Origin of the sequence: Salinicola sp. 4072 (genome assembly GCF_036663415.1) — a bacterium.
Taxonomy (GTDB): domain Bacteria; phylum Pseudomonadota; class Gammaproteobacteria; order Pseudomonadales; family Halomonadaceae; genus Salinicola; species Salinicola salarius_A.
In genome coordinates this window covers 1-23,471 of record NZ_JAXOVV010000001.1, presented here as the reverse complement: position 1 = coordinate 23,471, position 23,471 = coordinate 1, and the positions used below count along the sequence as shown (strand labels likewise).

22 protein-coding genes are annotated in these 23,471 nt (G+C 57.9%); 15 read left to right on the top strand and 7 right to left on the bottom strand.

Going from position 1 to position 23,471, the window contains the following annotated elements:
• Positions 1-6: 6 nt before the first annotated feature.
• Both R3F72_RS00110 and R3F72_RS00105 read left to right on the top strand, forming a co-directional pair.
• Positions 7-1,221: a PDDEXK-like family protein gene (locus tag R3F72_RS00110; RefSeq protein ID WP_332778578.1), complete on the top strand. Its 1,215-nt coding sequence runs from the start codon at positions 7-9 to the stop codon at positions 1,219-1,221.
• 148 nt (positions 1,222-1,369) lie between these two features.
• The gene (locus tag R3F72_RS00105) at positions 1,370-1,882 is read left to right on the top strand and encodes an opioid growth factor receptor-related protein (RefSeq protein ID WP_332778577.1); all 513 of its coding nucleotides are present in this window, start codon (positions 1,370-1,372) and stop codon (positions 1,880-1,882) included.
• Positions 1,883-1,902: 20 nt separating this feature from the next.
• Here the strand turns inward: R3F72_RS00105 and R3F72_RS00100 are convergent, their stop codons facing one another.
• The 6 genes from R3F72_RS00100 to R3F72_RS00075 all read right to left on the bottom strand — a co-directional run bounded on the left by R3F72_RS00100 (position 1,903) and on the right by R3F72_RS00075 (position 6,377).
• On the bottom strand, positions 1,903-2,532 hold the full coding sequence (locus R3F72_RS00100) for a hypothetical protein (RefSeq protein WP_332778576.1): 630 nt from the start codon (positions 2,530-2,532) through the stop codon (positions 1,903-1,905).
• Positions 2,533-2,832: 300 nt separating this feature from the next.
• Entirely contained in the window at positions 2,833-3,183 is a 351-nt protein-coding gene (locus R3F72_RS00095; protein ID WP_332778575.1) for a SapC family protein, read from the bottom strand.
• Between the two features lie 369 nt (positions 3,184-3,552).
• Positions 3,553-3,975, bottom strand: a complete 423-nt coding sequence (locus tag R3F72_RS00090) for a histone-like nucleoid-structuring protein, MvaT/MvaU family (RefSeq protein WP_332778574.1) — start codon at positions 3,973-3,975, stop codon at positions 3,553-3,555.
• A gap of 87 nt (positions 3,976-4,062) precedes the next feature.
• Entirely contained in the window at positions 4,063-5,052 is a 990-nt protein-coding gene (locus R3F72_RS00085) for a hypothetical protein (RefSeq protein WP_332778573.1), read from the bottom strand.
• A 253-nt stretch (positions 5,053-5,305) separates the two neighbouring features.
• Positions 5,306-5,479 carry a helix-turn-helix domain-containing protein gene (locus R3F72_RS00080; RefSeq protein WP_332778572.1) on the bottom strand — a complete coding sequence of 58 codons (174 nt, stop codon included), beginning with the start codon at positions 5,477-5,479 and terminating at the stop codon, positions 5,306-5,308.
• Between the two features lie 205 nt (positions 5,480-5,684).
• Positions 5,685-6,377, bottom strand: coding sequence for a YagK/YfjJ domain-containing protein (locus R3F72_RS00075; protein WP_332778571.1), 693 nt, complete (start codon positions 6,375-6,377; stop codon positions 5,685-5,687).
• A 1,187-nt stretch (positions 6,378-7,564) separates the two neighbouring features.
• On the opposite strand from R3F72_RS00075, the gene R3F72_RS00070 reads away from it, so the two are divergent.
• From R3F72_RS00070 to R3F72_RS00010, 13 genes are all read left to right on the top strand, one after another.
• On the top strand, positions 7,565-8,533 hold the full coding sequence (locus R3F72_RS00070) for a DUF932 domain-containing protein (RefSeq protein ID WP_332778570.1): 969 nt from the start codon (positions 7,565-7,567) through the stop codon (positions 8,531-8,533).
• A 93-nt stretch (positions 8,534-8,626) separates the two neighbouring features.
• Positions 8,627-8,812, top strand: coding sequence for a hypothetical protein (locus R3F72_RS00065; RefSeq protein ID WP_332778569.1), 186 nt, complete (start codon positions 8,627-8,629; stop codon positions 8,810-8,812).
• A gap of 11 nt (positions 8,813-8,823) precedes the next feature.
• A complete protein-coding gene (locus R3F72_RS00060) occupies positions 8,824-9,561 on the top strand; it encodes an ERF family protein (protein WP_332778568.1) in 738 nt (245 codons plus the stop codon).
• A gap of 60 nt (positions 9,562-9,621) precedes the next feature.
• The gene (locus R3F72_RS00055; protein ID WP_332778567.1) at positions 9,622-10,233 is read left to right on the top strand and encodes a lambda exonuclease family protein; all 612 of its coding nucleotides are present in this window, start codon (positions 9,622-9,624) and stop codon (positions 10,231-10,233) included.
• An 11-nt stretch (positions 10,234-10,244) separates the two neighbouring features.
• On the top strand, positions 10,245-10,742 hold the full coding sequence (radC, locus tag R3F72_RS00050; RefSeq protein WP_332778566.1) for a RadC family protein: 498 nt from the start codon (positions 10,245-10,247) through the stop codon (positions 10,740-10,742).
• 280 nt (positions 10,743-11,022) lie between these two features.
• On the top strand, positions 11,023-11,700 hold the full coding sequence (locus R3F72_RS00045; RefSeq protein ID WP_332778565.1) for a hypothetical protein: 678 nt from the start codon (positions 11,023-11,025) through the stop codon (positions 11,698-11,700).
• Between the two features lie 347 nt (positions 11,701-12,047).
• Positions 12,048-12,197 carry a hypothetical protein gene (locus tag R3F72_RS00040; RefSeq protein WP_332778564.1) on the top strand — a complete coding sequence of 50 codons (150 nt, stop codon included), beginning with the start codon at positions 12,048-12,050 and terminating at the stop codon, positions 12,195-12,197.
• 86 nt (positions 12,198-12,283) lie between these two features.
• Positions 12,284-15,166 carry an SNF2-related protein gene (locus tag R3F72_RS00035; protein ID WP_332778563.1) on the top strand — a complete coding sequence of 961 codons (2,883 nt, stop codon included), beginning with the start codon at positions 12,284-12,286 and terminating at the stop codon, positions 15,164-15,166.
• Between the two features lie 196 nt (positions 15,167-15,362).
• The gene (locus R3F72_RS00030) at positions 15,363-16,214 is read left to right on the top strand and encodes an Abi family protein (RefSeq protein WP_332778562.1); all 852 of its coding nucleotides are present in this window, start codon (positions 15,363-15,365) and stop codon (positions 16,212-16,214) included.
• A gap of 140 nt (positions 16,215-16,354) precedes the next feature.
• Positions 16,355-19,648, top strand: a complete 3,294-nt coding sequence (locus tag R3F72_RS00025; protein WP_332778561.1) for a DNA methyltransferase — start codon at positions 16,355-16,357, stop codon at positions 19,646-19,648.
• A complete protein-coding gene (locus tag R3F72_RS00020; protein WP_332778560.1) occupies positions 19,638-20,228 on the top strand; it encodes a zeta toxin family protein in 591 nt (196 codons plus the stop codon). Before R3F72_RS00025 ends, R3F72_RS00020 begins: the two co-directional genes overlap by 11 nt.
• The gene (locus R3F72_RS00015; protein WP_332778559.1) at positions 20,225-20,419 is read left to right on the top strand and encodes a hypothetical protein; all 195 of its coding nucleotides are present in this window, start codon (positions 20,225-20,227) and stop codon (positions 20,417-20,419) included. Before R3F72_RS00020 ends, R3F72_RS00015 begins: the two co-directional genes overlap by 4 nt.
• Positions 20,419-23,193: a DEAD/DEAH box helicase family protein gene (locus R3F72_RS00010; protein ID WP_332778558.1), complete on the top strand. Its 2,775-nt coding sequence runs from the start codon at positions 20,419-20,421 to the stop codon at positions 23,191-23,193. The genes R3F72_RS00015 and R3F72_RS00010 overlap by 1 nt, the downstream gene beginning before the upstream one ends.
• Here R3F72_RS00010 and R3F72_RS00005 read toward each other — a convergent pair.
• Positions 23,181-23,471 (bottom strand): IS66 family transposase (locus R3F72_RS00005; RefSeq protein WP_332778557.1); only part of this gene is annotated, 291 nt, incomplete at its 5' end. The two genes, R3F72_RS00010 and R3F72_RS00005, sit on opposite strands and share 13 nt — an antisense overlap.

The window sequence follows — 23,471 nt, the reverse complement described above, 5'->3', positions numbered from 1 at the left end:
GAGAGCGTGTCTTCTCACGACATGTTGCTACAACTGGCTTCCCTGCTACGCCAGCGCTATGTCCGTCCGCCGAGCTTCAATCTGTTTACTACACTGCGCGGCGCCAACGACGAGGTGCGCCTGCATTCCCGCTTTCTAGCCGCTTTGCTCGACCCGCAGGCCCACGGTCTGGGCAATACCCCAATGCGCGAGTTGCTCGCACTCTGCGAGATTCGTGACTTCGCCTTGGAGGGGCTTCGAGTGGAGTGCGAGCGTTGGCACATCGATATCCTAGTGACCAACGCTCAGCGGCAGGCGCTGCTCATCGAAAACAAGATCCATGCCGGGGATCAGGAAGGGCAGCTATTGGGCTACCACCAGCGCCTTCAAGAGATCGGCTACCGCGACATTCATGTTGTCTATCTGAGTCTGGATGGTCGTGATCCTCGGGAAGACAGCCTAGGTGAACTCCGGCATGCAAAAAGCGGCAGTTACACTGCGCTGAGCTATTCGGCCGATCTCGTCCCCTGGCTGGAGTCCCTGTTGGGATGCGCTGCCCTTGATCCACCGCTGCGCGAAAGCCTTGCCCAGTACCGGCAATTGATCCTGCAACTGACTGGACACAACATGGATAGTGATCACCTGGCGACCCTTACTGAGACTCTACTGCACGGTGAGAATCTGCTAAGCGCCCACGATATTCGCCTGGCCTACGATGAGGCGCTGATACGCCTACATGCCAAGCTCTGGCGGGCCCTTCGAGCGAGAATCGAAGAGTTGCATCCGGTTATGGCTGAGCACATCGGCGATGCCTCTTTGGCGGATGAGGCGCTCGATGGTTATTGCCGAGCCTATGGAGAGCGTCGACGCAACAGCAAACACTTCGGTCTCTTTTATCGCATACCCGGCTATGAAGACACGGTCTGTGCCGGTATTCAGGTCGAGGATGCCCTTTACTGGGGCATCTACTGCTATGAGCCGGGCGACCCGAGTAGCCACCGTGCCCTCTGCGAGCACTTGGATGAGCACGGCCACAGCGCGAGCCGCAACGTCCACTGGCCTAGCTATACATATGGCCCTCTAAGCCTGGACTTCCGTTCGCCAAGCAACGATCTGCTTTTACAGCTTGCCGATCCGGCTCGTTTTGAGAGCCTGGTGGTGACTATCACGGACGAGGTGGTGCGACTGTGGGAGCTCTGTCGGGTGGATTGTGATGCGACCGGTCGGCAGATTCACAGCTGAAGCACCATGGTGGTGGGGGGCTCTCGAGAGGTGAGAGTGTGACTGACGAGGGGGCGAAGCGAAGCCGTATTTGGGGCGTGCTGCTGGAATCGAGTCACGTTGACCACGTCATCACTGTACTGGCTAACCAGTTTACACGGATGAGGTAATGGACGAATTCGACTCGCAACTGATCACCTTCTATCGCGGTGAAGGTCCCGACCACCACGGGCGGACGGTCCAGGACCTATGGGCTTTGTCACCATTCTGGTTGGAACACACCCATGATTACGTGCAGTGGCTATTCCCGATTCCCGAGGCGGGGCGCTTCAACGGCTTCGCACCGGTGCTGAGCAACGCCGACCGTGCCTCCTTCGCCGCTGATGAGACACTGCAAGCCAACCTGCGCCGCTCGCTGGGCGTGATGCTAGCGTTCTTCGGGCTCACCCGTTGTGGGCTTGTCATCGAGGCGCTGCCAGAACTCAACATGCGCGATCATATCTGGCTCAAGCGCGGTGGCCACAACCACCTGCGCATCTCGCGGATCATCCGCAGTCTGCATCTCTGCCACCAGCCCGAGCTGGCGGCGGCCTTTCAGCGGGCCGTGATTGAGATCGGCACGTCCCAGGGCGTGGTGTCCGAGCAGTCGGTGGCCTACTGGCGAGCGGCCAACCAGACCTGATGGCGTGCGACCGATATCCGCTATCCCTGGATCTCGAGGATCACGATCTGGAACGCGCGATTGGCCATCGGCAGATGATCATGGTTGAGAAACGGGTGCTGGGGTTCGGAGGCGATCAGGTTCACGTCCTGGTCGTCTAGTCCGGCCGTGTGCAACGCCATATCCAGCCGTTCGATCAGGCGCCCGGTGGTATCCCGCTCCGGTGGGCAGCGGCGGGTCAGCACCAGGTAGTTGGTCTTGAGGCTGTGCCGACCGGCATGGCGGCTGACCTTGGCCAGGCGGCGGATATCGCTGATCAACCCCTGCATGGCATCGCCCCGCTTGAACTCCAGGATATGCGCGGTGCGTCCCCGTTTGCCCGTGTGCAGTACAAGGTCGAAACGCCCCTCGGGACGCAGGTCGGGTTCCCGAAGCAGTTCGGCGATGTCGTCGACCTGCATGTCCGAGGCCTCGAAGGTGCGCTTGACCTGCGCTTCCAGCCGATAGCCGAAGTTGTCGAAGTGCTCGGCGAAGTAATCGGCCACCCTCGTGGCCATGAAGAACTCCGGCATGCGATGCAGCGAGGAGCGAGAAAGGCGTTGGGCATCCTCATGGGCGGCAAGCAGGGCCTCCATGATGGCGTTGAGGCGGTTGTTGGGTGAAGACCTCATGGGTGACCTCCCTGGTCAGTAATAGAGCCGTGATCACCACGGGCACGCTGAGCAGCCAGGCGATGATCGATACGATCGGCATCTCAAGCTCCCTTTTATGGCCGGTGTTGGTGATACCGTGATACATCGGCATATGGCGTCGACACTTGAGCCAACTAGAACAGCAGACAGCCGGTGAGTATGAATAACCTCACCAGCCATCCTGGATTGCCCTGTGCGGAGTTTTATGACGCGACTTGGTAAATCCCCTATCTCACGGCATAAAAGCGGCTCTGGGGCCGCTGTGCGCCTTGACGTGGGTCAGGATGTGGTGATCGAGACGCCCAGTTTCTTCTGGGAGTCGGCAATGGCCAGCACCAGGGAGATGATCTGGCCCATCTTGTCCCTGCCGATCTTGTCCAGCTTGGCACCCAGGGCCTTGTCGTTGACCAGATAGCACTCCACACGCTCGCCCAGGTGATCGACTTCAGCGGGTTCGAGGATCTCAGCTTCGTGCATGAGCCGGACCAGTTCATTGGTGCGGTGTTCATCTTCGGCACAGCCTTGGAGCTTATTGATGCGGTACTGCAGGAAAGGCGTCAGTTCGCCGTTCTCGAACAGCTTGAAGCCCTTGTCCAGCTGGAAGTGCGGGGCTTCAAGGACAACTACCAATGGGGGAGAGAGTTCGCGAGCACCCGGTGTTGAGGCTTGTAGAGGATCATCCTCCCTCATCATCGATGCCAGCATCAATGAAGTGTCGCCACGCCACCGGGGTATGCTCGGCGAATAGGTTCTCAGTATCAGACGGTGTGATCAGAGCGCTGAGCCGACGATGGGGTAGCGTGTGGCCAGAGGATGAATACCAGTGATCAGAAGATCCACGATGGTTTGCTGGGAGGCCAACATTGCATTGTCGATGGGCGTGAGCCGCAGGTCAGCGTGAAGGTCGGGAGAGAGCCGCATGAAACGTCCTTAGGTTACGTGCTGAGGGGAAAGCGTATGTCCGTATTGCCAGTAGCATGTTGGCGTGTATTAGCACGGTTACGATGACGAGATGTCATCCTCTATAACCTCGCCCCAGCTCTTCACAGTATCTTCGTCGTACTCTCTTTTCCATTCCTGGAGCGTGGCATTGCGAAGGCTTCTCGCTTTCACCACCTTTCCCGTAACTGGGTGGGTGTAGCGTTTCAATGGTTGTTTCTGGCTCGCCTTGCGACGGACGGGCTTATTGGAGGGATCGTGCGTGGCTGGGCCGAAAAGCTTGAGCAGATCCTCTCTCTTCTTTTCGTAAGTCTCCAGGACTGCTTCGATCTGTTGCTTGAATTCCATGTCATGCTGAAACTCTTCGTCTTTTTTCAGGCGCTCGAGCTTTGCGTCGACCTGCTTCTTCTCGTGCTCGCACCTCGCCTCGATTTGTTTCTTCTCTTGCTCGAGCCTTTCGTATTCAAGGAGCTTGTCCGTCATTTTTCTTCCTAGCGCAGGTGGTCTTGGTCCGCGCTAGGGTAGAACATTCCGTTTCTCGAATCTAGTGATCCTTGTCGGCGACATGCGTTATCTTTTCTTGTTTCGTACGTTGGCACGCTTCTTTCCCGGCGTCTGTGATTTGACCAGCGTTTTGGTGTTAGCCGGCAGGTCGTAGTGAAGATAGGTATCATAGTGGCTCAGGTAATGGATCAGGGCTTTCCGTCGCTGCCTGTCTTCCGGTGCCTTCATCGACCAGATGCCATTGATCCTCGGCGCTTCGGGGTGGAGGGGTTCGCCCTCGATCCAAGCGATACCGCTGTGACGTGTTGCCCTGTCCCAACGTTTGGAAAGAGCTTGCGCTAAGGATGCTGCTTCTTGGACATGGCGGGCGTCGTAGAGAAAGATCATGTCGTGAACAAGCCCTTTCATTGGGTGGTAGTGCAACTTTCCTACATAGCCTACCAGGTCACTAAATAAAGGATTGCCTTCCCGGTTCTTCAAAAAATCTTTTCGATCTTTCAATGTTTGCTGTAGATCCTCGTAGCGCTTGGTCTTGTAGCCTAGCTGGATGTGTACCCACAAGATGTTTGGCGCTTGGCGAAATGCCGCCCTCATCCATTTGTTTAACGTTTCGTAGCGATCCTTGGTCGCTTTGTCCGCTGTTTTTACCTTGCGTCTAAAGGCCGTGCTGGTGATCTCCTTTGAGAGAGCCTTGAGCGAGAGGTCGAAACGTTGGCTGATGCGGCTTGCTCTACTTTCGTGAAAGATCCAGGTTTCATTGCTACCAAAGTCCTGTAGGCACCAGCGAAAGTGTTTCAGGAAAGCTCTGGCGTGCAGGCTAAGGTTGTAGCGGTGGTCGTCTAACGTCAGAAGTGTTTGGACAAAAGTACGGCACTGATAAAGGCGGCTGTCTTTTATTAGATGCCATCGTACTTGACCTTTCTGTGATCCCCAGCGAATGGTGTTCGGATCGAAGTCATCTTCCAGCATCCGTTCTTGTATTTGACGTTTTGGGATGGCGCGTATGGCTTTCTCGATCTCAGGTAACTGTGAGATGGCGTCATCACTGTCGAACATCCAAGCACCTTCTCGCGGGTGCCCAGGACGTTTGAACACACTGCCAAGCGTCAGGGGGCTGGTCTGTGGAAAATGAGCTTGGAGGAAAGGAGGATTGTCAGTAGGAGGCATCATGGCAATGGCGGCTCAGTCGTTGCGAAGAGCCAAATATCCTAGCATATAGACCAATACTTATTGTCAGAAATTGCCAAAGATATTTCTGTGTAATCTCTAAAATCAATGACTTAGATGATCAAATGGGGCCATTCCCTTGTCATTCAGGCTGCTCGCGTGCCCAGCGCTCCAGGAGGGCCTGGCCGACCCCCGAGGGCAGCCGTCGACCCTGCTCCCACTCCTGCAGGGTCCGCACGCTGACCCCTAGCTCAGCCGCCAGCGCCGTCTGGCTCATGCCACGAATCCGGCGCAGGGTCATGACGTCACGTAGCAATCGGCGAGTGGGTTCCTTGCGTTCCATCCTGGCAAGACGACGATCTCCCCACGGATCGTGGGATGACGATCCTTCTTGGATTTCACGCGTGTTATGAGGGAACGAGAGGGAAGGAAACATCGAAGTCGGGAACATCATCTGGCACCTTGTTGAGAGAGGCAGGACGGGTCCGCCAAAGACGGACCCATACCATGCCACTCAGTGATTAAAGACGACTGCCGTCGAAGACATGAACTCCTTGACCGAACGGCTTGCTGTAGGCCTTGCACAGGTAGCTAGCCATGTACACCGCTTCATTCATGGCCATCCAGTCATCCCGGTGCAGGACGCAGGACCAGGGAATCTCGGTGACAGGATCTTCACCGATATGGGCCAGCTGTTTGAAACGTGGATCATCATGATCGAAGCCCATTGCCTTCAACCAGGAGCGCATCATGCGGTGGTAGAGGTTGTTTCGCGAGTAGGCCCCGTTTCCATCTGGCGCGAAACATCCCAAGCTATCGTAGGCGTTCTTGTTGAGCAGGATCATCAGGTGGTAGTGCGGCTTGTCGCTGTTGACCTGTTCACGTGCCCACAAATAATGCAGTTGAGTAGCGTACTTGGTTTGGCTGCGCTTGAGCTCGTAACGAAAGAAGTAGAAGAACCGTGCCAGCACGTCGTTGTTCTCATGCATGGGCAGACGCGACATCTCAACCGGGAAGCGAAGGTCTACACGAAAGGCGAAGGTGGTGGTGTTGATTCGTGTCACTGCATCAAGTTTCTGCAAGGAGCGTTCTAGGTAGTTCAGGATTAAAGGGCCATCTTCTTCCTGCTGGACTTCAAATCCACGATAAGTATCTTCATAGTACAAACGCAGTTTGTCGTTGAGCGTATGACAGAGGGGGAAGTGTTCAAACATGAGGAGATACCTCGCTGTGGGGATGGTGAAGGATTCCGCAGCGATGGTCTTGTCGGTCGATAGGGGGATGATAGGGAACGGTAGGCATTGACCTGGACATGATGCTGACGAACATCTGAGCTTCATATCAGGCGTTCTCCAGACGCCTGTGAGGTCAATCGGTAGAGATCATGTTGGATGATGATTCCATAAGGAGTGGTCTGTGTGGGACCACTCCTTGGATGATCTATATCGATCCTGGATGGGCTTTCACAAGTGAGCCCATCATGACCTAGTATCTATCCCTTTGGACCCTGTTAAGAGTCTAGTGAATCTCCCTATAATACTTACCCGTCAGTGACGCATGTCGGAACCCCAGGGAAACCCTATCCCTGGTCATGCCAATCGCCCCAGTTTCCTGGCGAATGAGGTGTCACTCACTTTTTCGGGAAATTCCGTTATCGATCTGTACAAGACACCGCGACGATGCTGTCACGGTTCCGCTGCATCTCATCTCACAGCGCTGTAAAACATTACGTCGTCCCGACTCGTCACCTTGGAGTACATTGGACGGATGTTCTGAAACATGCTCATACCTAGATGATGCAGCGGGTGTGTCGCCTTGGATTTTGCCCGTTGTCGATTTAACCGAATTTCAAACCTGTACTACCTCCTTGAAGCCCCAGCCGGATGGTTTCGTTCTCATGTCTTTCCCTATGGAGGAGGTAGTGCCATGTCTATGTCTTGTCCCAGCTGTGGCGCGTCGAGGGTGGTGTCGCGCCATCATGGACGAAAGGTCGGAGGCACCACGGGCGCCATAGCCGGAACAGCGAGTGGTGCGGCTGGCGCCTGGAGTGGCGCCGAAGCTGGTGCTTTGGTTGGTGCAGTAGGTGGACCGGTAGGGATCGCCGTCGGCAGCATCGCTGGAGCAGTGTTTGGTGGACTGGTCGGTGGTACGGCAGGCGGGGTCGCCGGAGCACGTCTGGGCAGCCAGCTGGATGATCAAGTGCTCGACAACCTCGAGTGCCGAGCCTGTGGTCACACCTTTCGCCCCCACGTCGACTGATCCCTCACAACACGCTCTAGCGCGTCCATCACTGCTTTGGTGGTGACCCCTCGATTCTCTTTCTCAACATGCTCACGGTTGGCCCGCTTTCCTTGGGGAGCGGGCCGTTATGCCGTGTTCGTCTCTAAAAGGAGCTTTATCCATGGCACATCAGATCGAACAGATGGCTTATGTCGGCGACACCCCCTGGCATGGCCTGGGGCAGCAACTCTCGCGTCATCAGACCCTGGAGGTGTGGCGGCAGCAAGCTGGCATGGACTGGCACATCGAAGAATCCCCGGTGCGCTTCATCGCCGATGGTGCCGGGCACCTGGGCAGCATCCACTCCTTCCCCGAGCAGAAGGTGCTCTACCGCTCCGACACTCGTACCCCGCTGTCGGTGGTCTCTCAGCGCTACAAGGTGGTCCAGCCCGAGGAGGTGCTGGAGTTCTATCGAGACCTGACCGAGTACGCCGGCTATGAGCTGGAGACCGCAGGGGTGCTCAAGGGCGGGCGCAAGTTCTGGGCGCTGGCTCGCAGTGGCTTTGGGACGGCGCTGAAGGGCCAGGATCAGGTCAACGCCTACCTGCTGCTGGCGACCTCCTGTGACGGGTCTCTGGCCACGGTGGCGACACCTACCTCGGTACGGGTGGTGTGCAACAACACCCTGACCATCGCCGTGGATGGCATGGCACAGGGGGTGAAGGTGCCGCACAGCACAGAGTTCCGTCCACAGCTGGTCAAGCAGCAGCTGGGGATCTCCGTGTCCCAGTGGGACGACTTCATGTATCGCCTGAAGACCCTGGCCGAGCGCAAGGTCAGCCAGGAGGAAGCGAAGACCTACTTCCAGTCGGTGATCTGCAACGCCGAGGCGCCGCTGGAGGATGCGTCCAAGCTACCTAACTTCCGTGCCCTCAATCGCGTCCAGAAGCTCTACCAGGGCGAGGGACGTGGTTCTCAACTTTGTACGGCGCAAGGCACCGCCTGGGGCCTGCTCAACGCGGTCACCGAGTACGTGGACCACGAGAAGCGCGCTCGCAGTAACGACTACCGCATGGACTCCGCCTGGTTCGGCCAGGGCGCCGGCCTCAAGGACAAGGCGCTGGAATCCGCTCTTGCGCTGGTGGCCTGAACGGCGTCCTGCGTTCTCCTATCCCCTTCTTTCCCTTACCACGGCATAGCGCCCGGCCCCTTGAAAGGCCGGGCGTTTTTTCTGGAGGTACTGATGCAATCACCCGTGACTTTTGAGATCTGCCATGCCCTGACCCAGCTGACGCGTCAGTTGCTGGAGGCTGGCGAGCAAGCGACCGAGACCCACGTGCTGGCCAAGGGCCAGGTCTATCGCGTGGCCGTATCCCTGGAGCCGGTCCCGACCGAGGAGCTCCCTGACGTCATCCAACGCTATCGATAACGGAGGCCACCATGGCAACCCCCATTCATCCCAAGACCGCCGACCAGACACCGATCGCTCAAGCAACCCAGGACAGCACCGCGATCATCCAGGTGATCGAGCGGGCCGCCCTCAATCCCGAGGTCGACATCGACAAGATGGAGCGCCTCTTGCAAATGCAGGAGCGGGTGCTCGACCGCCAGGCACTGATGGCCTATAGCGCCGCCATGGCGGCCATGCAGACCGAGCTGCCAAGCATCGCCGAGCGTGGCAAGACCAATAACGGGCACTACGCCACCCTAGAAGACATCGTCGATACCGTGCGTCCGATCATGAAGAAGCACGGCTTCGCGGTGAGCTTCCGTATTCAGACCCAGGAGCGTGGCATTCAGGTGACCGGCGTGCTGATGCACCAGGACGGTCATCGTGAAGAAACCAGCATGCTGTTGCCGGCCGATACCAGCGGCAGCAAGAACGCCGTGCAGGCCTTCGGTTCCTCTACCAGCTATGGCAAGCGCTACGTGCTCTGCGCCCTGCTCAACATCACCACCCGGGGCCAGGACGACAACGGCCACGCCGCCGCCCCGGTGAAGCTGGTCACGCCCTTCCAGGCCGGGCAGATCCGGCAGCTGATTGCCGCCTGTCCCCCAGCGACCCAGGAGTGGTTCGTCGGTAAGTACGGCGACGCCCAGCAGGTGCCCCGTGGTGACTTCGACAAGCTGCGTGCCTCCCTGCAGAAGCGGGCCCAGCACAATCGTCAACATCACTGAGCGGCCGGCGAGGGGCCTCCCCTCGCTGGCCTATGCCGTGTCATCGAGAAGGAGAACGTCATGCAGACCCTGACACTGGAACAGGGCACGCCCGAGTGGCATGCCGCCCGTCTGGGCATCGTCACCATGTCCGAGCTGAAGACTCTGCTGGTCAAGGGTAAGGGGCCGGGAGGCTTCGGTACCGGTGCGATGAGCTACATGCATCAGCTGATCGGCGAGCGCATCACCGGCGAGCCCTCCGATGCCTTCCAGGGCAACGCTCACACCCAGCGCGGTCATGAGCTGGAACCCGTGGCCCGGGAGCTCTATCACGAGGCCGCCGGCCTGCCCCAACTGGAGCAGGTCGGCATCATCCTCAACCACGGGGTGGGCTACTCGCCTGACTGCCTGGTCGACAGCAATGGCCTAGTCGAAATCAAGACCAAGCTGCCCAAGTACCAGATCGAGCTACTGCTGGCCGACGAGCTGCCCCAGGAGCACGTCGCTCAGTGCCAAGGCGGGCTGTGGGTCAGCGAGCGCGAGTGGATCGACTTCGTCAGCTACTGGCCGGGCATGCCGCTGTTCGTGAAGCGGGCCTACCGGGACGAGGCAGTGATCCGCACCATCGCCGAGCGCGTCGAGGCGTTCTACGAGGAGCTGGAGCGCCGCATGGCCATGGTCATGGCGGCCTGAGGAGCAACACCATGAACCACCGCAAGCTGAGTGCCGGCGAGACCGCCGGCACCTATCGCATCACCGACACGGTGACCGAAGCTGAGCTTTTGAGCATCGCCAAGGCATTCGCTCGTCGTCGGCTGGCCAGAGGACGTAAGATCACCCAGCCAGCGCTCGCTTTCGAGTATCTGCAGATGCTGCTGCAGGACTACGAGCACGAGGTCTTCAGCGCCCTATTCCTCGACAGCCAGCACCGCGTGATCTGCTTCGAGGAGCTGTTTCGCGGCACCATCGACTCGGCGAGCGTCTATCCCCGTGAGGTGGTCAAACAGGCCTTGGCCTGCAATGCTGCTGCAGTGATCCTGGTACACAACCATCCCTCGGGGGATCCCGAACCCAGCGATGCCGATCGGCGTATCACCCAGCGTCTGCAAGAGGCGCTGGGCCTGATCGATGTGCGGGTCATTGATCATATCGTGGTTGGGGAGGACTGCTGTGTGTCGCTGGCGGAGCGGGGCGACCTGTAGTGCCCACTGACTGGCAGGAGTCAATCTTGGATTATCTCATATCGCCGGTGCTGCCCTCAGGGTGGCACCGGCGTGCTGGGAGTTGTTTTTTTGTTTAGCTGAAGGTTGACACAATCACGTGAGCTTATTATGTTTTTCCTGCGTTGATAGAGACGCGCCGCCCGCATCGGCAAAGCTTAGGCACTATACTCACCAGCACTATTGATACACCTGACTTCGAAAGATTTCTGTCAGCGGGCAACAGGAAGCACAACGTCATCGATCTTTCGAGGATACAGCTGTGTCAAAAACTATCACTCCTGATCAGATCCAACTGGTCAAAACCGCTGCCAAGCGTTTGAAGAAGTCTTTGCCCGACGCCAAGCTGCAGAAGTGCCAAGACATCTCCGCCTACCAGTTCCTGGGCGTTTCCAGTTTCCATGAGGCTGTGGCGCTGTCGAAAGCTGCCGCTGCTTCAGCCCAGTCAAGTCCGGAAAGCGACTCCCAGCAATATGAAAATCCCGACTTGAATGCAGACCCTTGGCGTCAGAAAGGCAAGGTCTCCTATTCTGAAAATACCGGTTTGGTTCCTGCTCATTCCGTCGGTGACTGGAACTACTTCACGGAAGATCACACACTGTCTTTCGATGGTGAGTACCGACCCTATGCTTTTTCGCTAAATCGGCTCACGACGACTGCTAAGCTCCTGGATATCATCCTGCAGTTGGGAAAGAAGCGTTGGCCGCGTCGGGAGGCTGAAGAAAACGGCATCAGCCCTCACTATCAAGTGCAGGAGTTCCTTGAGCTGATGAACGATCTTAGCGAAGCGTACCTCGGGACCTCACTTCAAGGCGCTTTTTCTCCCGGGGGGAAGCCGCAGGTGGTGGATTGGGCAGCGGCGATCGAGCAACGTGGAGAGGCGGCGCTTGTTACTCGTATCGCGAAGAAAACCGAGTACGTTCGACGCTTTGGGCTGTAGCGCAGCGCCTAACCGATAGCCGCCGAGAATGGCGGCTATCTTACTTCTGCATCTGTGTGACTAAACTCCTGAGCCCCTTCTAATCTACTGATCTGCATGGCAACGCTGTGGATATCGACACCCTCTGCGAGGAGGAAATTCCTGGCCGCTACTGGACCATGCCCACCAAGTAGGCCGGGCTCATGCCCCGAGGGCTCAGCGACATTCTGCAGCGTGAGCTTTATCGCGATCACGTGCTGGTTGTGGTGTTCGCCCTTCTGCCCACTGTGTAGGAGGCGAGAGTCTCAGACTATTGCCAGGTCACCGATCCAGCCACCTGAAGCGAGTGCGGCCAGTACCTGTTCAGCATGAAGGTCACTCGCGAGCAGTGGGGCAGGATTCACTTCAACAGGCTGGACAAGATGGACCCGGTGGACGCCATGGAGGCCTTTACCCTTCGCCGCGACATGACCAAAAACGGCATCTTCCGCCATATCGAACCATTCAAGCTGGTGTAGCCATCACCCAACGTCGCCTTGATCATCATGCCGGCGCAGGAGAGAGTAAGTAGCTGGTCCTATTGCAACCGGGCAGGGGAACAGGGATGACCACAGAGCGCATCACGGACTACCACGCCAAGTACTTCGCCTACGAGCTGACGCGTCAGAGGCGGGGAGGAAACGTGGACCGGCTGGCAGCTTCGCTGTTCGACGCCTCGGTAGATCTCAACCCCCATCAGATCGATGCTGCTTTGTTCGCCTTGCAGAACCCGCTGGCCAAAGGGGTGTTGCTGGCCGACGAGGTGGGGCTGGGCAAGACGATCGAAGCAGCGCTGGTCATCTGCCAGTACTGGGCAGAGCGTCGGCGTCGGTTGGTAGTGATTGCCCCAGCAGCCCTGCGTAAGCAGTGGGCGAGCGAGCTGGCCGAGAAATTCCAGCTGCCCACACAGGTGCTGGACGCTCGCACCTACAAACAGCAGCGTGAGCAGGGAATCTACGATCCGCTGGACCAGGATGTCATCAGCGTGATGTCCTACCACTTCGCGGCCAGGCTGGAACCTCAGCTGCGCACCATCCCCTGGGATCTGGTGGTGATCGACGAGGCCCACAAACTGCGTAACGCCCATCGTGAGAGTCATCGCACTGGTCAGGCCATCAAGCGCGCCTTCGCCGGTAGTCGCAAGCTGCTGCTCACCGCTACACCACTGCAGAACTCGCTGCTCGAGCTCTACGGCCTCTCGACGGTGATCGATGACCAGCTGTTTGGCGATGCCATCAGCTTCCGCCGCCAGTTCATGCGCGGTGGGAATGATATCGAGGGGCTGCGACGCCGGCTCGATGAATTCGCCAAACGCACTCTTCGCCGCCAGGTGCTGGAGTACGTGCAGTACACCGAGCGCAAGGCTCTGACAATCCCTTTTACCCCATCCCAGGCTGAGCAGCGGCTCTACCACCTGGTCTCGGGCTATCTGGAGCGCGAAGACAGTTATGGCGTGCCCACCCGCCAACGGCATCTGGTGTCACTGGTCATACGCAAGCTGCTGGCATCGTCTACCACCGCCATCATCCAGACGCTGGAGACGCTAAAGCAGCGGCTGGAGTCGCTGCATGACCGGCATCAGGTCGAGCAGGACTGGCTGGAGCGGCTATTGGCCGATGAATCGCTTGATGAGGAGCTGCTGGAAGCCGCGGAAGCCGATGAAGTGGAGGAGGACGACGCCCAGCCCCTGGCCGACCAGGAGATCAACCCGACTCGGCTGCAGGGCGAGATCGCCGAAATCGAGCAGTACCTGAGCCTTGCTCGGAGCATCCATGAAGATGCCAAGTCCCATGCGCTGGTCACCGCGCTGGAAACCGGCTTTGCCCGCATGGATGAGATGGGGGCTCCTCGCAAGGCGGTGGTGTTCACCGAGTCACGACGCACCCTGGAGTACCTCAGCCGCTTTCTGGAGCGACACGGCTTTGCTGATCAGGTCGCCACCTTCAGCGGCACCAACAACAGCCCGAGCGTGACGGGCATCTACCAACGCTGGCTTGCGGATCATGCCGGTAGTGACCGGGTTACCGGCAGCCCCGCCATCGATCGACGCACCGCCATCATCGACCACTTCCGAGACAAGGCGCAGATCCTGGTGGCTACCGAGGCGGCTGCCGAAGGGGTCAACCTTCAGTTTTGTAATCTGGTGGTGAACTACGACCTGCCATGGAATCCTCAGCGCGTGGAGCAGCGCATCGGTCGCTGCCACCGCTACGGCCAGCAGTTCGATGTGGTGGTGGTTAACTTCCTTAACCAGCGCAATGAGGCCGACAAGCGTGTTCTCGAGCTACTGAGCGAGAAGTTCCAGCTGTTCGATGGCTTGTTCGGTGCTTCCGATGAAATTCTCGGCCGGCTGGAGTCTGGCGTGGATGTCGAGAAGCGCATCGCCGATATCTACGCCACCTGCCGCACACCGGACGCCATCGAGGCGGCCTTCGCCGAGCTGCGCGAGCAGCTGGAGGCCGATATCGATGATCGCATGCGTGAGACCGAGAGCAAGCTGCTGGAGCATTTTGACGAGCAGATTCATGAGTTGCTGCGCATCCAGCGAGACAAGGCCGAGGCCCAGCTCGACCGCACCGGCAAGCTGTTTTGGAAGCTGACCCGGCACTGCCTGTCGGGACAGGCCAAATTCAACGATGGCCGTCTGACCTTTCACCTGGAAGCGCCTCCCGTCGATAATGTGACCGCCGGTGACTACTGGCTGATTCGCAAGGGGAAGGGCATCAAGCCGCCCGAGAACGCTCACGTCTACCGGCTGACTCATCCGCTGGGCGAATACGTGCTCGACAGCGGTCGCCGCCAGGAGACCCCAGCCGCCACGCTACGCTTCCAGCTATCGGACCATCCGCTGCGAATCTCGGTACTCGAACAGCTCACCGTTCGCCGTGGTTGGCTGGAACTGAATCTGCTGGAGCTGGACAGCTTCCAGCACGAGGAGCACCTGGTCTTCACTGCCCTGGCTGACGATGGCACTCACCTCGACCAGGAAGCCTGTGAGCGGCTCTTCAATGTGACCGCCGAGGTAATGCCCGATAGCGCCCTTGAACCCTCTCAGGAGCTCTCTGCGCTCGCCAAGCGGCAGCTGGATGCCACCCTTAGCCGCGTGCTGGAGGAGAACCACAGCTACTTCCAGCGCGAACGCGACAAGCTGGAGGCCTGGTCCGATGACCAGATTGCCTCCAGCGAGGCCCAGTTGGAGGATACCCGCGCCAAGATCAAGGACGCCAAGCGTCGCTCACGCACCGCCGAGACCCTGGAGGAGCAGAAGGCCGCGCAGGAAGCGCTCAAGACGCTCGAGCGGCAGCAGCGCCGCGACCGCCAAGCGATTTTCGACGTTCAGGACGAGATCGAGGAGAAGCGCGACGCGCTCATCGATGCCCTGGAGCGCCAGATGCACCGCAAGAGCCAGACTCATCGGCTGTTCAGGATCCGCTGGGAGCTGGTGTGAAGGGCATGATGGCCCATAGTCGTCGTGGTCGGTTGACCTTGGAGGGTCAACTGCCTAAACTTGCCTTCAACAACACCCCCCACGCTTCCCGTCAGATCAGCGCACCATGGGGGGTTACTTTTTTGTGTGATCAATGAGATACGATAAACCTGCCCTCAGCTATGCCGATCAGCTCGCTCGTCTTCGCGAGCGGGGTATGCAGGTCCGGGATGAAGCCCGAGCCGAGCACTATCTGGCCCACCTGAACTACTATCGACTCGCCGCCTACTGGCTCCCCTACGAGGCAGACCACGGGAGCCATACCTTCCGCCCGGGCACCCAGTTCGAGACGGTGCTGGATCATTATCTGTTTGATCGTGAGCTGCGCTTGCTGCTGCTCGATGCCATCGAACGGATCGAGGTGTCGCTGCGCGGCCACTTCGCCTATCAGCTGGGCCACCGCCATGGACCGCATGCGCTGATGCAGGCCTCGCTGTTTACAGACTCCAACCGGTGGAACTATCGGAACGGGTTGGCCGGCCTTCTCAAGGATGTGCAGAGTAACCGTGAGGTGTTCATCCAGCACTTCCGCACACATTACGATGAGCCCCTGCCGCCCGTGTGGGCGGTGGTGGAGATCATGAGTTTCGGCCAGCTTTCGAAGTGGCTCAAGCATCTTGCTCATAGCGATGACCGCAACGCCATCGCCAGGCCCTATTGCCTGGATGAGCGGATCCTGACCTCCTTCTGCCACCATCTGAACGTAGTCCGCAACCACTGTGCTCATCATGCCCGGGTCTGGAACCGTGAGCTGACGGTGAAGTTCACGCTGCCGCGCAACCCCCAGCCGTTGGGGGAGAGCCTGGTAAAGACCAGAGACGAATCGGCGCAGCGCAAGCTTTACAACACCTTGACGATGCTCGCCTATCTGCTTGATGTGATCAGCCGCCATCACCACTTTCGAGAGCGGCTGGCGGAGCTGATCGAGCGCTATGCCATCAACCCCGCAAGCATGGGCTTCCCCGACGATTGGCTGCAGCGACCCACGTGGCTCGGGCGTCTTTCCTAGAGCCGGGCACTTCCACCGGGTATCATCAGCACCATATAAATTTCCACCGGACAGGCCTCGTCGCCTGGTCGTGCTGTCTTTTAATTGCCTGAATTGGCGGGACCTTCTCGCCAGTTACACAAGCTGATGAGAACCAATCAATGGCTGTAGCAACCGCGGACGACCGCAAGCAACGTTTCATCGACCTGCTTCACGAGCTCTTCCAGCTCGATAAGCCGGAGCTGGATTTTGGGCTCTACCGCATCATGCACGCGAAGAGCGACCAGCTCTCTCGATTCATCCGCGAAGATCTTGCCCAGGCCATCGAGGAGGCGTTTGCCGAGCAGGGCGAGCAGCAGCTGACCGCCATGCGTCAGGACATCGAGGAGAAGCGTCGTCAGGCCGAAGAGCTGGGCGCCCCGGACCCGGATAGCGCCCCGGCGGTGAAGCAGGCGCGGGCCGCTTACGAAGTCGCGAAGCAGGAGCAGAACGCCTCGGCGGACATCTACGACCACCTCTATCGCTTCTTCTCGCGCTACTACGACAAGGGCGACTTCATGAGTCGCCGGCACCACGTCGCCGAGAATGACAGCCGGGCCGCCCCCTATGCGGTGCCCTATGATGGTCGTGAGGTCTATCTTCACTGGGCCAACAAGGACCAGTACTACGTCAAGTCCTCCGAGACGCTGGCCAACTTCACCTTCAACCTCAACGAGGCCCTGAGGAAGCTGCAGGGCTCCGCCGCACAGGCTGGCCTGGGCTTCGACTCAGTGGATGCGGCGCTCAAGGTGCACTGCCGCGTGGTAGACGCCACCGAAGGCGAGCACAACGATGTGAAGGAGAGCACCGAGCGCTTCTTCATCATCCATCATAACGAGCCGGTGCGCCTGGACGGTGCCGACCTGGTGCTCCAGTTCGAGTACCGGCCGGACTCGGAGAAAATGGGCCAGAGTGGCACCTGGCAGAAGAAGCGGCTCGAGGAGGCGGAGGAGGTCATCATGGCGGGGCTGCGCCTTACCGATGGCGTAGCCGCCTACCGGGATGGGCTGGCCACCCCGGCACCGACGGACAAGCAGAAAGAGCGCACCCTGCTTGGCAAGTACCTGCAGCAGTACACCGCCCGCAACACTATGGATTATTTTATCCACAAAGACCTGGGTGGCTTCCTTTCTCGTGAGCTGGATTTCTATATCAAGAACGAGATCCTGCGCCTAGACGATATCGATAATGCCGGTGTGCTGATCGTCGAGCAGCAGCTCAAGAAAATCCAGGTGCTGCGTAAAATCGCGAAGCAGATCATTACCTTTCTGGCGCAGCTAGAAAATTTTCAGAAAAAGCTGTGGTTAAAAAGGCGGTTCGTTGTTGAATGTAACTACTGTATTACTCTAGATCGTATTGCAGCTCGATCTGACATTATAGAATATATTCTTGGTCATGAGGCCCATCATGATTTGTGGTCAAGGTTGTATGGTCTAGATACTGTAAAACTTGCAGATGATATAAAATCTTTGAGTGTTGAGGGGTTTCTGGGGCTAGAGAAATACCGCTATTTGATGGCTGATACCGGACTACTGTCCTCAGGGGTTAAGGGAGAGTTGATTTCCTGTATCGAAGGATTGGATAGCACTTGCGATGGTGTTGCTATTAATTCTGATAATAACGATGCGCTTCGGGTTTTAGATAAAAAATCCAAGGGATTTGATTGTGTTTATATTGATCCTCCATATAACACTGGTGGTGATGATTTTCTTTTTAAGGATAATTATAGGCACTCAAGCTGGCTTTCGATGTTGTCCCAAAAGCTTGAGCAATTAAAGAAAATAGTGTTGCCGTCTGCAACTTTTTTTGCAAGCGTTGATGATAATGAGTCCGCTAGGCTTAAATTGTGCTTGGATAGCTTCTTTTCTGAGGATAACTTTATTTCTCAGTTGGTTGTGCGGTCTAATATAAGGGGGCAAACATATCAGAGGGTGGCTAAGACACATGAATATGTTATGGCTTATGGATTCTCTGAATTTTCACTAATCAGAGAGGTGGAAAAAGAAGTGGGTGGTGCCTCACTCTCTGATGAAATTGGTGTTTACGAACTTTGGGAGTTGAGAAATCGAAACCCAAAGTTTGGAAGGCACAATCGTCCTAATCTTTACTATCCCATATATGTAGATCCGAAAAGCATCGATGAGAATGGTTACGCCAGTATAAGTTTGGATGATAGACCAGGTTTTATTGCTGTTTATCCTGAAAATAGCAAAGGTGAGGCGTCTTGTTGGCGGTGGGGTAAAGAAAAAACACTAGCTGCGATAAGGTCAGGGTCTAAAGTCATTATTTTGGCCAAGGAAAAAAGGGCTGGTGGATGGAATATTTATGAAAAAGCCAGAAAAGGAACAAAGAAGATTAAGTCTATTTGGTCGGATAAGGGATTTATAAATGAGGCTGGTACTGTTGAGAACGGGCGATTAGGATTTAGTGAGTTCGGGTTTCCAAAACCAATGCTTTTGCCAGAGACGGTAATAAAAATTGGCTCCCCCAAAGATGGGCATGTGTTAGACTTCTTTGCAGGAACGGGAACCACCGGACATGCGGTAGTATCTCTTAACAAAGAGGGCGCTCGTAGACACTACACTCTTGTTGAGGTAGGTAATCATTTTGATACAGTGCTCAAGCCCAGAATCATGAAAGCTGTATATGCGTCAGAATGGCAAGATGGCAGACCAAAAAATGGTGAAATCGATGCTATTTCTCACTGCTTCAAATACCTCCGCCTTGAGAGTTACGACGATACCCTTAATAACCTCGAACTGGATGATAACCCTCATCGCAATTCGCTGATGGAACAAAATCCCGAGCTACGCCGTGACTATACCCTCAAGTATCTGCTCGACGTGGAGACCCGCGGCTCGGCAAGCCTACTCAATACTGAGTGGTTCCGTGATCCTGAAGACTACACGCTGAAGGTCAAGCAGCCCGGCAGCGACGAGACTCGCGAAACGAACGTCGACCTGGTCGAAACGTTCAACTGGCTGATCGGCCTGCATGTCACTCACCTCGACAAGCCCCGCACCTACGTCGCCCGCTTCGAGCGCGAGGAAGACCCCGAGCTGCCGGAGGACCAGAACACTCGGCTCAAGGCGGTTAGCCTGCGCGAGAATGAAGACGGCGCCTACTGGATCCGCCAGGTCGAAGGGCATGTGCGCAGGATCCCGGGAAGCGACGAGGACCTCGCCAAGGTGCTGGTGGTATGGCGCAAGCTGACCGACGATCCCGAAAAGGACGCCGCGGTGCTGGAGGCGCTGCTGGCGAAGTACAAGATCGGCACCACCGACAGCGAGTTCGACTCGATCTACATCAATGGCCCGCATGGCCTGAACCTGACCGGCAGCGCACGCAGTCGCGTGCATAGCCTGGAAGAAACCTTCCATGCTCGTATGTGGGAGGGGTGTGACGATGAGCTCTGAAGCCAGCGCCCCCACCTGCTGGATCGTTGCCGGCCCCAATGGCGCCGGCAAGACGACGTTTGCGCTTCATTACCTGCCCCAAGTGGCCAAGTGCGCACGCTTCATCAACGCTGACCTGATCGCCGCCGGGCTTTCGCCCTTGGCACCGGAGCGGGAGCTGCTTGCGGCTAGCCGGATCTTCCTACGTGAGATCGAAGATGCAGTAGAGGAGGGCGAGGACTTTGCCTTCGAGACGACACTTTCGGGGCGCGGTTACCTGAGCCTGGTGAAGCGGCTGCTCGATACGGGCTGGCGAGTCGAGCTGGTTTACCTGGCACTCCCCTCGGTGGAGATGTCGCGCCTTCGCGTGGCAGAGCGCGTTTCGCATGGTGGCCACAATATCCCGCTGAAGGATATCCAGCGCCGCTTCCCGCGCAGCCTGCACAACCTGCTGACGCTCTACGCACCCTGCGTCTCTCGAGCGCGTTGCTTCATGAATGCTGGAGGCACGCCAGAGCCTGTCTTTGAACAGACCTGGCAAGGGCGCAATATTCTCGATGACCGCCACTACAATGATCTCGTCAAGGAGGCACGGCCATGACTCAGCCGACACCGGATACCCAAACCATGCTCGACAGCCTCCGTGAAGCAGTCTCCGAGACCTTGGAGCGCAAGCGGCGCCTGGGCCAGTATGCAGTGATATGGCAGGACGGCAAGCCCGTGCTGGTAGGGGATGATGCGCCGAAACCGCAGATGGATGACCAGGATGATCAAGGCCGGGAGTCGCATTGATGGCACGCAAGCCACGCCAAGCCAAGATCAATCAGCTCAGTGCCAAGAGCGACTTTCTCAAGAAGCTGGTACTCAACCAGTGGATGCTGACGTGCTTCGGCATCGACCCGCTGGAGCAGTATCGCGACGGCGGCAGCCGAGTCCGTCCGATTACGTTGCTCAGCAAGACGCTGAAGGAGAGTGATCCGGGGCTGACCGGTGACCGCCACCATCATTACCTCCATGCCTTGCTGGGTAGCTACCAGCCCACCTGGAAGTACGGCGAGGAGGATCTGAAGCGCTTTGACGCCAATATCGTCAGGCATACCGATGCCCTCAATCAGCAACGTGAGACCGAGGTCGACTGGAAGTACTTCCAGTGGCTGACTCTGCTGTTCGTCGAGATATATCTTCACGAGTACTTCCGTGACCGCGAGGCGCTCAAGGCCAGCCTCAACCGCCAGGTCGAGCGATTCAACAGCTTCTGGCAGGGGCAAGGCTACCAGACCGGTATTGGCTCCTATGAGGAAGATGACCTCAATAAACTGTGTCTGCAGAATGCCACGGGCTCTGGCAAGACCTTGCTGATGCACACCAACGTGCGTCAGTTCCGTCACTACGCCCGTGAGCACCACCGTATCGCCGACTATGGCCAGATCATCCTGATTACGCCCAACGAGCGCCTCAGTGAGCAGCATCTGCTGGAGTGCCGCGATTCCAGCTTGGAGGCGGAGCGCCTCAGTCAGGATGGTGGTGACCTCTTCAGCGGGGAGCGGAAATCGCTGAGCCGTGTTGCCGTGACCGAGATCACCAAGCTCGGCATCGAGCAGGGCAAGAAGACCATGGCGGTCGACAGCTTCGGCGATGGCAACTTGCTGCTGGTCGATGAAGGTCACCGCGGACTGGGCTCGGCCAGTGAGGAGAAGGGCTGGCTATCGCATCGTAACAAGCTGGCCGGGCGTGGCTTCACCTTCGAGTACTCGGCCACCTTCAAGGAGGCGGTAGTTGCTGCCAAGGATGCGGCAGTGGAGGAGACCTACGCCAAGAGCATCCTCTTCGATTACGGCTACCGCTACTTCTACGAGGATGGTTACGGCAAGGATTACCGCATCTTCAACCTGCCGGAGAAGGAGACCCAGCAGCGCTACACCTACCTCACGGCGGCACTGCTGGCTTTCTATCAGCAGCAGCGTTACTACCAGGAAGAGCATGGCCAACTGACCCAGTGGAACCTGGCCGCTCCGCTGTGGGTGTTCGTCGGGGCTAGCGTGGTCAGAGACGACGGCAGCAAGGAGACCGCCAAGAACTACAAGGAGCGCGCCTCAGATATTGCCCAGGTGCTGGGCTTTCTGGCCTGGTTCCTGGGGGAGAAGGATGAGGCTCGTCGGGCGCTGAGCGCGGTTTTTGAGGGTGACGCGGCAACGGCCGGTTTGATCGACAAGCAAGGCAACGAGATATTCTCGGGCAGCTTCCCCTGGCTCAAGGCTCAGGGACCGTCGGTTGATGAGCTCTACCGCGACATCCTCACCCATACCTTCCATGCCCCGGGCGGCGGCACGCTGAACGTCGATCGCATCACCGGTGATTCTGGCGAGCTACTGCTGAAAGTGGGAGAGGCGGAGAATCCCTTTGGCCTGATCAACGTGGGCGACGCTCTGGGCCTGGCCGAGCACCTCGAGGGCCGCAAGATCCCCCACCTGCAGGTCCGCAAGTCGGAGCTGGCCAACCCTATCTTCGCCGAGGTCAACCGAGAGAGTTCAAAGGTCAACCTGCTGATCGGCTCAAAGAAGTTCATCGAGGGCTGGAATAGCTGGCGTGTCTCCAGCATGGGGTTGATGAACACCGGTAAGAAAGAAGGCTCGCAGATCATCCAGCTGTTCGGGCGTGGTGTGCGTCTGAAAGGCCGCGATATGAGCCTGATGCGTTCTAGCCGGCTTGCACCAGTCACGGCACCCAAGCACCTTTATCTGCTGGAAACCCTAAATGTCTTCGGCGTCGGCGCCGACTTTATGGCCACCTTTCGTGACTTCCTGGAAGACGAGGGTCTACCGGGCAACGATCAGCCCGAGATCCATACGCTAAAGCTGAACGTGATGGAGGATGTCGGCAAGTCGCTGAAGATGTTGCGCCCCAAGGTTAGGCAGGACACCAAGCAAGCCTACAGCTTCCACCGCGATGGCCCTCTAGTACGCTTCGGGCATCCTGTGAATGCCGTCAGCAGCGATTTCCATCATGAGCTGGGTCTGACGCCGGATATCGTGCTGAAGGAGCGCAAGGTCGAGCTCGACCGCTACCCTCGGGTCGAGAGTCTTCAGGCTTCTGGCGTGAAAGACGTGATGGCCAAGCCTGGCCAGGCCAAGCAGCACGAGCGCTACTTCGATGACGATCATCTGCTGTTCATGGACATGGCCGCCCTGGAACGCGATCTAGAGCGCTACCGCCGCTCCCGTGGCTATGCCAACTTGCTGATCGATGCAGGCCGATTCCCGGCACTGCTGAAGAGCCAGGTGTGGTATACGCTGCTGGTCCCCGATGATCAGTGGAAACTGCATGCTGACAACTTCCACCGCTACCAGAGCATGGCGCTGGAGCTCTTGTCGCTGCTGATGGACCGGGTCTTCAACTACCATCGACGCGCCTACCTGGAACCGCGCCTGGAACTGGTGGCGCTCGAGGACGCACGTGGCAACCTGCCCGACACCAAGGAGTATCAGCTGATCGTCGACGGTAGCGAATCGGCGCTGATCGACGATATCAAGCAGATGAAGGGTAACTATTCAGGTCACGCTGCCTGATCCAGGCCGTCCCGACGCATGAATTCGGGCACTTCACCGGCAAACAACTGTTCCAGTGCGGTGTGCGCTGCCAGGCCCTGCTTGACCGCCGTCGAGAGGAAGCTGCGCATCCGGCAGAAGATCTCGGCACCTTCCCAGGAGCGGAAACAGCCTGAAATCTTCTGCTGGACCTTGGTCATCCGCAGGTCACGCTCCCCTTGGTTATTGGTGAAGGGCGCGGCGGGGTCGTCGAGGAAACGCAGCACGTCGTCCTCGTACGCCTGGAGACGTTCGAGCAG

Bases quoted from the DNA above. Each gene is read 5' to 3' on its own strand.
- R3F72_RS00060 (WP_332778568.1), top strand. From the start codon at position 8,824: ATGGCAACCCCCATTCATCCCAAGACCGCCGACCAGACACCGATCGCT.
- R3F72_RS00015 (WP_332778559.1), top strand. From the start codon at position 20,225: ATGACTCAGCCGACACCGGATACCCAAACCATGCTCGACAGCCTCCGT.
- R3F72_RS00025 (WP_332778561.1), top strand. From the start codon at position 16,355: ATGGCTGTAGCAACCGCGGACGACCGCAAGCAACGTTTCATCGACCTG.
- R3F72_RS00055 (WP_332778567.1), top strand. From the start codon at position 9,622: ATGCAGACCCTGACACTGGAACAGGGCACGCCCGAGTGGCATGCCGCC.
- R3F72_RS00090 (WP_332778574.1), bottom strand. From the start codon at position 3,975: ATGACGGACAAGCTCCTTGAATACGAAAGGCTCGAGCAAGAGAAGAAA.
- R3F72_RS00040 (WP_332778564.1), top strand. From the start codon at position 12,048: ATGAAGGTCACTCGCGAGCAGTGGGGCAGGATTCACTTCAACAGGCTG.
- R3F72_RS00085 (WP_332778573.1), bottom strand. From the start codon at position 5,052: ATGTTCGACAGTGATGACGCCATCTCACAGTTACCTGAGATCGAGAAA.
- R3F72_RS00070 (WP_332778570.1), top strand. From the start codon at position 7,565: ATGGCACATCAGATCGAACAGATGGCTTATGTCGGCGACACCCCCTGG.
- R3F72_RS00075 (WP_332778571.1), bottom strand. From the start codon at position 6,377: ATGTTTGAACACTTCCCCCTCTGTCATACGCTCAACGACAAACTGCGT.
- R3F72_RS00035 (WP_332778563.1), top strand. From the start codon at position 12,284: ATGACCACAGAGCGCATCACGGACTACCACGCCAAGTACTTCGCCTAC.
- R3F72_RS00100 (WP_332778576.1), bottom strand. From the start codon at position 2,532: ATGAGGTCTTCACCCAACAACCGCCTCAACGCCATCATGGAGGCCCTG.
- radC (WP_332778566.1), top strand. From the start codon at position 10,245: ATGAACCACCGCAAGCTGAGTGCCGGCGAGACCGCCGGCACCTATCGC.
- R3F72_RS00020 (WP_332778560.1), top strand. From the start codon at position 19,638: ATGAGCTCTGAAGCCAGCGCCCCCACCTGCTGGATCGTTGCCGGCCCC.
- R3F72_RS00065 (WP_332778569.1), top strand. From the start codon at position 8,627: ATGCAATCACCCGTGACTTTTGAGATCTGCCATGCCCTGACCCAGCTG.
- R3F72_RS00010 (WP_332778558.1), top strand. From the start codon at position 20,419: ATGGCACGCAAGCCACGCCAAGCCAAGATCAATCAGCTCAGTGCCAAG.
- R3F72_RS00030 (WP_332778562.1), top strand. From the start codon at position 15,363: ATGCAGGTCCGGGATGAAGCCCGAGCCGAGCACTATCTGGCCCACCTG.
- R3F72_RS00105 (WP_332778577.1), top strand. From the start codon at position 1,370: ATGGACGAATTCGACTCGCAACTGATCACCTTCTATCGCGGTGAAGGT.